The sequence below is a fragment of the Sphingomonas sp. GC_Shp_6 genome (assembly GCF_026540835.1).
GTDB lineage: Bacteria > Pseudomonadota > Alphaproteobacteria > Sphingomonadales > Sphingomonadaceae > Sphingomonas.
Genome location: NZ_JALNUO010000025.1, coordinates 19812 through 27497 on the forward strand (window position 1 = coordinate 19812; position 7686 = coordinate 27497).

Annotated in this window: 10 protein-coding genes; all 10 read left to right on the forward strand. The window is 65.7% G+C overall.

Features of this window, described 5'->3' with window-relative positions; translation table 11 throughout:
• Positions 1 to 13 precede the first annotated feature (13 nt).
• The 10 genes from OXQ95_RS17645 (at position 14) to OXQ95_RS17690 (ending at position 7589) form a co-directional block, all read left to right on the forward strand.
• Positions 14 to 2725: a toprim domain-containing protein gene (locus OXQ95_RS17645; protein WP_267382207.1), complete on the forward strand. Its 2712-nt coding sequence runs from the start codon at positions 14 to 16 to the stop codon at positions 2723 to 2725.
• A 13-nt stretch (positions 2726 to 2738) separates the two neighbouring features.
• Positions 2739 to 3227: a hypothetical protein gene (locus OXQ95_RS17650; RefSeq protein ID WP_267382205.1), complete on the forward strand. Its 489-nt coding sequence runs from the start codon at positions 2739 to 2741 to the stop codon at positions 3225 to 3227.
• A 116-nt stretch (positions 3228 to 3343) separates the two neighbouring features.
• Entirely contained in the window at positions 3344 to 3589 is a 246-nt protein-coding gene (locus OXQ95_RS17655; protein WP_267382374.1) for a DUF2312 domain-containing protein, read from the forward strand.
• A complete protein-coding gene (locus tag OXQ95_RS17660; protein ID WP_267382203.1) occupies positions 3589 to 4062 on the forward strand; it encodes a hypothetical protein in 474 nt (157 codons plus the stop codon). Before OXQ95_RS17655 ends, OXQ95_RS17660 begins: the two co-directional genes overlap by 1 nt.
• On the forward strand, positions 4059 to 4181 hold the full coding sequence (locus OXQ95_RS17665) for a hypothetical protein (protein ID WP_267382201.1): 123 nt from the start codon (positions 4059 to 4061) through the stop codon (positions 4179 to 4181). Before OXQ95_RS17660 ends, OXQ95_RS17665 begins: the two co-directional genes overlap by 4 nt.
• Positions 4181 to 4357: a hypothetical protein gene (locus OXQ95_RS17670; protein ID WP_267382199.1), complete on the forward strand. Its 177-nt coding sequence runs from the start codon at positions 4181 to 4183 to the stop codon at positions 4355 to 4357. Before OXQ95_RS17665 ends, OXQ95_RS17670 begins: the two co-directional genes overlap by 1 nt.
• Positions 4354 to 5091 (forward strand): hypothetical protein, encoded by a 738-nt coding sequence (locus OXQ95_RS17675; protein ID WP_267382197.1) that lies wholly within the window; start codon positions 4354 to 4356, stop codon positions 5089 to 5091. The genes OXQ95_RS17670 and OXQ95_RS17675 overlap by 4 nt, the downstream gene beginning before the upstream one ends.
• A gap of 18 nt (positions 5092 to 5109) precedes the next feature.
• Positions 5110 to 5334, forward strand: a complete 225-nt coding sequence (locus OXQ95_RS17680; RefSeq protein ID WP_267382195.1) for a hypothetical protein — start codon at positions 5110 to 5112, stop codon at positions 5332 to 5334.
• Complete coding sequence (locus OXQ95_RS17685) at positions 5334 to 6326, forward strand: MT-A70 family methyltransferase (RefSeq protein WP_267382193.1); 993 nt, start codon at positions 5334 to 5336, stop codon at positions 6324 to 6326. Before OXQ95_RS17680 ends, OXQ95_RS17685 begins: the two co-directional genes overlap by 1 nt.
• 114 nt (positions 6327 to 6440) lie before the next feature.
• Positions 6441 to 7589, forward strand: a complete 1149-nt coding sequence (locus OXQ95_RS17690) for a tyrosine-type recombinase/integrase (RefSeq protein WP_267382191.1) — start codon at positions 6441 to 6443, stop codon at positions 7587 to 7589.
• The last annotated feature ends 97 nt before the right edge of the window (positions 7590 to 7686 follow it).

Genomic DNA, 7686 nt, shown 5'->3' on the forward strand with positions numbered 1-7686 from the left:
TGACCCCTTTCCCATGCGTCCCGACCTGCACAACGAAGTCACGAAGCGACTGGAGGCCGATTTCGGCCTGAAGCAGAAGGGCACCTATCTGCGCGGTGGCAAGTGCCCGACCGAACACGGCGGCTGCGGCAAGCGCGAGCTGTGGACCGGCGCCGACAAGCCCTGGGTGCTGCGATGCGGTCGCGAGGATAAATGCGGCGCGACCTTCCCCGTAAAGCAGCTCTATCCCGACATCTTCGACGATTGGTCGAAGCGCCATAAGAAGACGCCCGAGAACCCGAACGCTGCGGCCGACGCCTATCTGATGCACGGCCGCGGGTTCGATCTGCTCGGCCTGCGCGGCAGCTACAGCGAGGAGTGGTATCAGGATCGCGAGCTGGGCATCGGCTCGGCTACCGTCCGCTTCCCCCTGCCCGGCGGCACCTATTGGGAACGGCTGATCGATCAGCCCGGCCGCTTCGGCAAGAAGAAGGCCAATTTCGGCTATGGTGGCTCCTACAAGGGCCAGTGGTGGTCCCTCCCCAGCGTGTCGATGGCGGCGCTCGCCGGCGCCCCGGAAATATGGCTTTGCGAGGGCATCTTCGACGCCATCGCGCTGACCCAAACGGCGAAGGTCGCCGCGGTCAGCCTGATGAGCTGCAACAACTATCCGGAGGCCGCGCTCGCCGCGCTGCGCCACGCCGCCAGCGCGATCGGTCGCGCGCCGCCCAAGCTGATCTTCGCCTTCGACGTCGGCAAGGCGGGCACAGATTACACCCGCCGTTTCGTGAAGCGCGCGCGCGAGGCCGGCTGGATCTGCGGCGCGGCGCAGGTGCGGCCGGATGGCGAAGGCGACAAGCTCGATTGGAACGATCTCGCCCAGCGCGACAAGCTCACCGCGGCCGATCTCAACGACTATCGCTGGAACGGCGAGGTCACGATCGCGCCAAGCGCATCGGCCAAAGCGCTGCTCTTCTACGAGCGCGACAAGAACGGCTCCTTCCCCATCGTGTTCTCCGGGCGCCAGCTCTGGGCCAATTTCTCGATCGAGCGCATCCAGGCCGTGCATCAGGCATGGATGGAGTCCGACGACTCCGAGCTGGACGATTACAAATCGCTGCCCTTCATCGAGCAGTGGAACAAGGCTGCGGCCGAGGCCGTCGAGATTTCCGAGCTGGCGAATTGCGTGTTCCGCACGCTGTATTTCCAGCGCGATCCCAACCTCGAAGAGGGCGCATATTTCCTGCGCGTTGATTTCCCGTACGAGCGGGTGAGCGTTAAGGCGACCTTCTCCGGCTCCGCCTGCTCGACCAACGGCGAGTTCAAGAAGCGGCTCGCATCGATCGCGGCCGGCGCGCAGTGGACCGGCAACCAGTTCCAGATCGACAAGCTGATGCAGCGCCAGTGGGACAAGCTGCGCACCGTCGAGGCGATCCAGCACACCGGCTATTCGATCGATCATAGCGCGTGGATCTTCGGCGATCTCGCGGTGCATCAGGGCCGTGTCTACGAGCCCAACGAGGAAGATTTCTTCGTCCTCGGCAAGCGCTCGGTCAAGCTACGCACCACCGATCGCATGCTGCGCATCGCCTACGATGCCGACAAGTTCGATCAGTCATGGGTGCCGCACCTCGTTACCGCCTTCGGTGCCAAGGGCATTGTGGTCCTCGCCTTCTGGTTCGCCAGCCTGTTCGCCGATCATATCCGCGCCGAGCAGGATAGCCTCGCCTTCCTGGAAGCGACGGGCATCCCCGGCACCGGCAAGTCCACCCTGATCGAATTTCTATGGAAGCTCGTCGGCCGCGCCAATTACGAGGGCTTCGATCCGACCAAGGCCACAAACGCCGGCATCGCGCGTACGCTGGGGCAGGTTGGCAATCTCCCCGTCGTCTTCATCGAAGGGGATCGCGGGCAGGAGACGCTGCACAGCCGCCGGTTCGAGTGGGACGAGCTGAAGACCGCCTACAACGGCCGGGCGGTTCGCACGCGCGCCATCGCCAACGGCGGCATGGAGACCTTCGAGCCGCCGTTCCGCGGTGCGATCGTCATCGCCCAGAACGACACCGTCGAGGCGTCGCCGGCGATGCGCGAGCGCATCATGGGCATCCATTTCGACAAGGCCCGCTTCTCCCCTGCCACGAAGCTCGCGGCCGAGACGCTGTCGGCCATCCCGGTCGAGCAGATCAGCGGCTTTCCCGTCCATGTCGTGCGCCGCGAGGCGGCGATCCTCGAAGCCTATCGCGCCGCGTTCAAGCGCCACGAGACCGGCATGCTGAAGCATCCGGGCATCCGCAACGGGCGCCTGGCGAAGAACCACGCGCAGCTCGCCGCGATGCTCGACGCGATGCGCCTTGTGGTGACGAACCTGTCCCAGCACGACGTGACCGACGCCCACGCCTTCATCCTGTCGATGCTGGAGGATCGGCAGCGCACCGTCGAGAGCGATCACCCCCATGTCGAATGGTTCTGGGAACGCTTCGACCACATGCAGACGGTCGAATCGGACACGCCGACCAACCCGATCGATCACAGCCGCGTCACCGAAGTCCACGCGATCAACCTTGTCCAGTTCGAGCAGCGGTGCGGCGACATGCGCCTACAGATGCCCTGCGCCGCCAACGAGCTGAAGCGCCTGCTGAAAACCTCGAAACGCCGAAAGTTCGTCGAGGTGAAGCCGATCAACTCCACCCTCGGAAAGACCGTCCTCTGCTGGGTCTTCCGCACCGCCAACGCCACCGCCCGCTGAAGGAGCCACGACCATGCACGTCTGCACCATCACGTCTCGACACACCGGCAAAGCCGCCGGCACCGCCGCGCTCACCCCCGCCGCTTATTTCGCCCTCCGCCGCGCGGCAGCGGGCTACAGCATCGACGCGCTCGCGCGCGCGCTGCTGATCCTCGCTGATAACCGGATCAACGGGCCGCGGCCGAACCTGGACGAAACCCGCGCGCGATACCGCCGCATGCGCGACACCATCATGCTCCTGGAGCGCCCCGGCGCCGCCACCGGCGACGCCGATCTGCTGCTCGCCATAGCCAGCCTGATCCCGTTCGATCGAGCAGTTTACCGCCAGCTCGCAACCGAGCCCGCCCATCGCCACCCGCGCGTCTGCCGCGGCTGCGGCTGCTCGCAGAGCGATCCGTGCATCACCGAACAGGACGGCATGGAGCATGTCTGTCGCTGGGCGACGCACACGGCGTGCACGCGCTGCATCACCGATGCGATCGCCGGGGCAGTTGCAGCATGAACGCGATGACCATGCGCATGGTGCGCGATGCCGGCGGCAACGTCCGCCACATCCCGACGGCGATCGTCGCCAAGCCCGGCACGAAGAAGGCGAAGGCACGCCACGTTCCGGACCCGATCAAGACGAACGGCGACACCGCGGCCGAGGAGCTGCGCCTGTTGATTGAGCGCGCCGAGCGCATCGTGGAGGAGATCAGGGGCGCCCAAGACGACCTGAAGGACGTGCTCGCCGAGGCGAAGGGCCGCGGATACGACGACAAGGCGATCCGGAAGGTCATGTCGATCCGACTCAAGAAGAAGGAGGAGTTCCAGGAAGAGGAAGCGATCCTCGAAACCTACCTCCAATCGCTGGGCATGATCTGATGCGCCCGCGTTGGCACAACGATCACGAGCTGCTCGCCGCAGTCGCCCGCCGCCTGCTCGCCCAGCGTGTCGAAGGCTATCCCGCGCTTGTCGATGCCGGGCGCCTGTCGCCGGCCGCGGCCGACGCGGGCATCCGCATCATGCGCGCCGTCGCCATCGGCTGGCGCCTGATCGCCGCGATCGAGCCCGAACCCGAATGGCTTGGCGACCCCGAGCGCGAAGGCGCATGGCCGTTCGAACGCGTCGCGAGCCTGACGATCGCAGCCCGGAGCGCCCGCGTCGCGGCCGACACCAGCTATGGCGACCCCGAGGCGATCGGCTTCGCCGATGCCGTCGACGCGCTGCTGTGGTGGGAGACCGCCGAGCCGAGCGCCCGCTGGCTCACCGACACCACGCGCGCCCTGCGCGCCCAGGCCGCGGCCGATCGCGGCGCGACGGCTGCCCACGCCGACCAATGGAGACAGGCCGCATGAAAGCCGCCACGCCCGCGCGGACCCACGCGCTCAAGATCACCCTGCTCGTCCTGGTCGCGATCGTCGTCGCGCCGATCACCGTCGCACTGCTGCTCGCTCGCATAGCAGGAGGCCGCTGATGCCCCGCGCCACCCAAGCCAAGGCTCGCCACGCGGAGATCGGCCGTCTCGACGCGACCAGCCGCACCCGAGCGCTCACCGAGAGCGAGAGCCGGCGCCTTGAAGCGCTGCTCTACCGCGAGCGCTACATCAACCACCACGCCCCGCGCGCGGCCTGCCGGGAGCATGCAGCATGATCGCGTCGTACGCCTTGAAACACCCCGCACGCTTCCGGAGACTCGTTGAGCGTATTGCCGCTTGGACCGACGGCGAAGTTCGCGCTGTCTCAGCCGCGCAGGTTCGATACGTCGCGCAAGTCGTGCTGGATGGTGCCGACCCTGAATATCCACCCTTCGAACATCTGGCTGCCTTAGCTAAAGAGCAGAGGGCATTCGCGGATTGTAGCCGCATTGCGACCAACCCAACCGCAGCGCAGCATCGGGAGACTTTTGCAGCCGAACTGCGAGCGCTTATCATCAGGGCCGACCATCTGCCTTGGCATGAACGGGGCGGGCATTATCGCAGCATCCAAGCATCACCAGAAGCTGCTGGTGAATACGGCGCGATGGTTACGACCCATACCGGCCAAATTGCGGCGCAACAGGGACGAGGCAAGCACAACACCGCGCTCATCGTCGCTGCCGTTAACCTGCTGCCTGAGGTGGTAGAGTTCCTCGCTCTGCCGCCCGAAACGTGCGCCGCCAAGCCCGATCAGGCCGACATTTTGGAGACGATCCACAACGCTTCCGACGATTGGCAGAAGCACGGCTACACGTCAGCGCTGGCAGAGGTCCGAGACATGGCGAATGTCGGCCGTTCGCTCATGGAGAGGCTACCGGCGGGCTACTCCTATTGCGACTGCCCCAGCGAGATCGTCACCGATTTGCAGAACGAACTCGCCGAAGCTCGCGCCGCCACCCCCCCCTATTAACGAGGAAGGTGCGTCTTGATGCGCGCGACGTTTACCAGCCGCGATGTGCGCGGAGGTTGCTTCGTCTGCCATGGCAGCGAGGCGCGTTGGTGGGGTGCGAACGCCCAGGGGGTTGCCGCGCGGCATCACGACGCCACGAAGCATCCCGTGTGGTGCGACGTCGCTCTGTCGATCCGCTATGGTCGCGAGGAAGCCGACACGCGTCAGCTCGACATCGAGCATGCGATCGAGGCGCAGGGCTGATGCCTATCTCGCCCGCGAACGCCGCGCGCTACCCCGCGGACTGGCCTGAGATCAGCCGCCGCATCCGCTTCGAGCGGGCCGGCGGACGATGCGAATGCCAAGGCGAGTGCGGCTATGACCACCTAGGCCGGTGCTCCGCCATGCATGGTCAGCCGCATCCCTTCACCGGCTCGCACGTCGTGCTGACGGTTGGCCACCTGACTCATGAGCCCGAGCGCTCGGCCGACCACGAGCTGCGCGCATGGTGTCAGCGCTGCCACCTCGCCTATGATCGCGATCACCACCTTGCGAATGTGCGTCGGACATCATCGCTACGGCGCATCGCGGGCGCAGGCACGCTGGAGCTGTTTGAGGCCGATCTAGGCGACCGCACGCGCGAGCCTGTCATGCTACCAGACGTGGCGCCGCTACCGCCCGCACAGCCCGCCGCATGGCCTTTTTCGGGGCTAGTGGCGGGCCACTATGGCGCGATCCTCGCCGACCCGCCCTGGCGCTTCCTGAACCGCTCGAAGGCGGGAGAGCTGAAGAACCCGGTGGCGCACTATCCGTGCATGTCGATCGCCGAGCTGGCAGCGCTGCCGGTCGCGCGGCTCGCCGCGCCCGATTGCGCGCTGATCATGTGGGCGACGGCGCCACTGCTCGACCGCGCGATCGAGCTGCTCGCGGCTTGGGGGTTCACATTCAAGAGCGCGGGCGCCTGGGCGAAGCGGTCGAAGACCGGGCAGCGCTGGACGTTCGGCACCGGCTACGTCTTCCGCTCGGCTGCCGAGTTCTATCTCGTCGGCACGATCGGCAAACCCCGCGTCACGTCGCGCTCGATCCGGAACCTGATCGAGGCGCCGGTGCGCGAGCACAGCCGCAAGCCCGACCAAATGCACGCGGATGTCGAAGCGCTCTATGCCGGCCCCTATGCCGAGCTGTTCGCCCGCCAGCGCCGGCCGGGCTGGGATGCTTGGGGCAACGACATCGATCGGTTTACCGATGGTGGCTGATCCGACCCGGTGCGGCATCGCGGAGGCTCGTGCGATCACGGGCCTTTCCTACAGGACCCTTCAGGACCTAGCATCGCTGGGATCGATTCCCGGTGCATCCAAGCCGGCAGGTCGATGGCTATTCGTTATTGCCGACCTGAAGCGTTGGGCGGCGCGCGTAAACCGGAAGAAGGCATGTCGAACCTCTACACCCGCAACTCAATCTGGTGGGCGCGTTTTAAAGTCCGGGGCATCGAATATCGGCAAAGCCTACGAACTCGCGCTAAATCAGTCGCGGAGAAACGGCTGAAGGCGCTGCGCGAGTCCATCGAAGATGAGGCACACTTCGGCATCGATGGCCCGACGAGCTGGCAGGCGGCGGTCGTATCTTGGAGCGAACATATCGGGCGGCAGATCGCAGCCACCACCGTCAGCCGCTACCTCGTCAGCCTCAACCATATCCGCCAGTGGCTCGACGACAAGAACATCCACGAGATCGATGCGGCGATGCTCCGCGATCTCGTCAAAGGCCGGCAACGCCAGGGCGTGACCAACGCGACGATCCGGCGCGACCTCACAGCGATATCGAGCGTGTTAGCCCACGCGATCGATGAACAGTGGATCCACGACAATCCGGCGCAGGCCTTCAACCGCAAGCGGCTGCCGGAGCGGCGCGATCCGATCGCCCTGCCCACCTCGGACGCCATCACTTTGACGATCGGCCGGCGCGCGACACGATTCGGCGACATGATGCTGTTCGCCCGCGAGACGGGGATGCGTGAAGAAGAAATCGCTGGCCTCGAGCACAGCGGCATCAATGCGGCCGGGCTGACGGCAACATTCACCGGCAAGCGTAATCGCCTGCGCTCTGTGCCGCTGTCCAAGGCCGCGCTGGCGATCGTTCAGCGCCAGCCGCGCTTCCTCAAATGTCCCTATGTGTTCTGGCATCTGGGCGAGGATGCCGATGGCAAGCCGGTTGGCAAGCGCTACACCAACGTCGCTTCCAACTTCGCCGACTACACCCGGCGCGCGGCCGCGCGGGCGGTGAAGGCCGGCACAGAGTACAAGCGCTTCCGCTTCCACGACCTGCGCCACCTGTTCGCTGTCGAGTATCTGCGCGAAGGACGAGGCGGCATCTACGATCTGCAACGCATCCTTGGCCACACCAGCGTCAAGACCACGGAAATATACCTCGACTTCCTGACGCCGGATCAGGTTGCCGCCGCGATGGTGGGGGTGGCACAAAAGAGGGCACACAAGCTGCGGTCTGGCACAGCCGACTAGGCTCAAACCCGCAGAAAACCGCCAATTCTTCTACGACGCAAGGCGGTCACCGATCGGTTTAGGAAACCGACGCTCTATCCGACTGAGCTACGGGGAC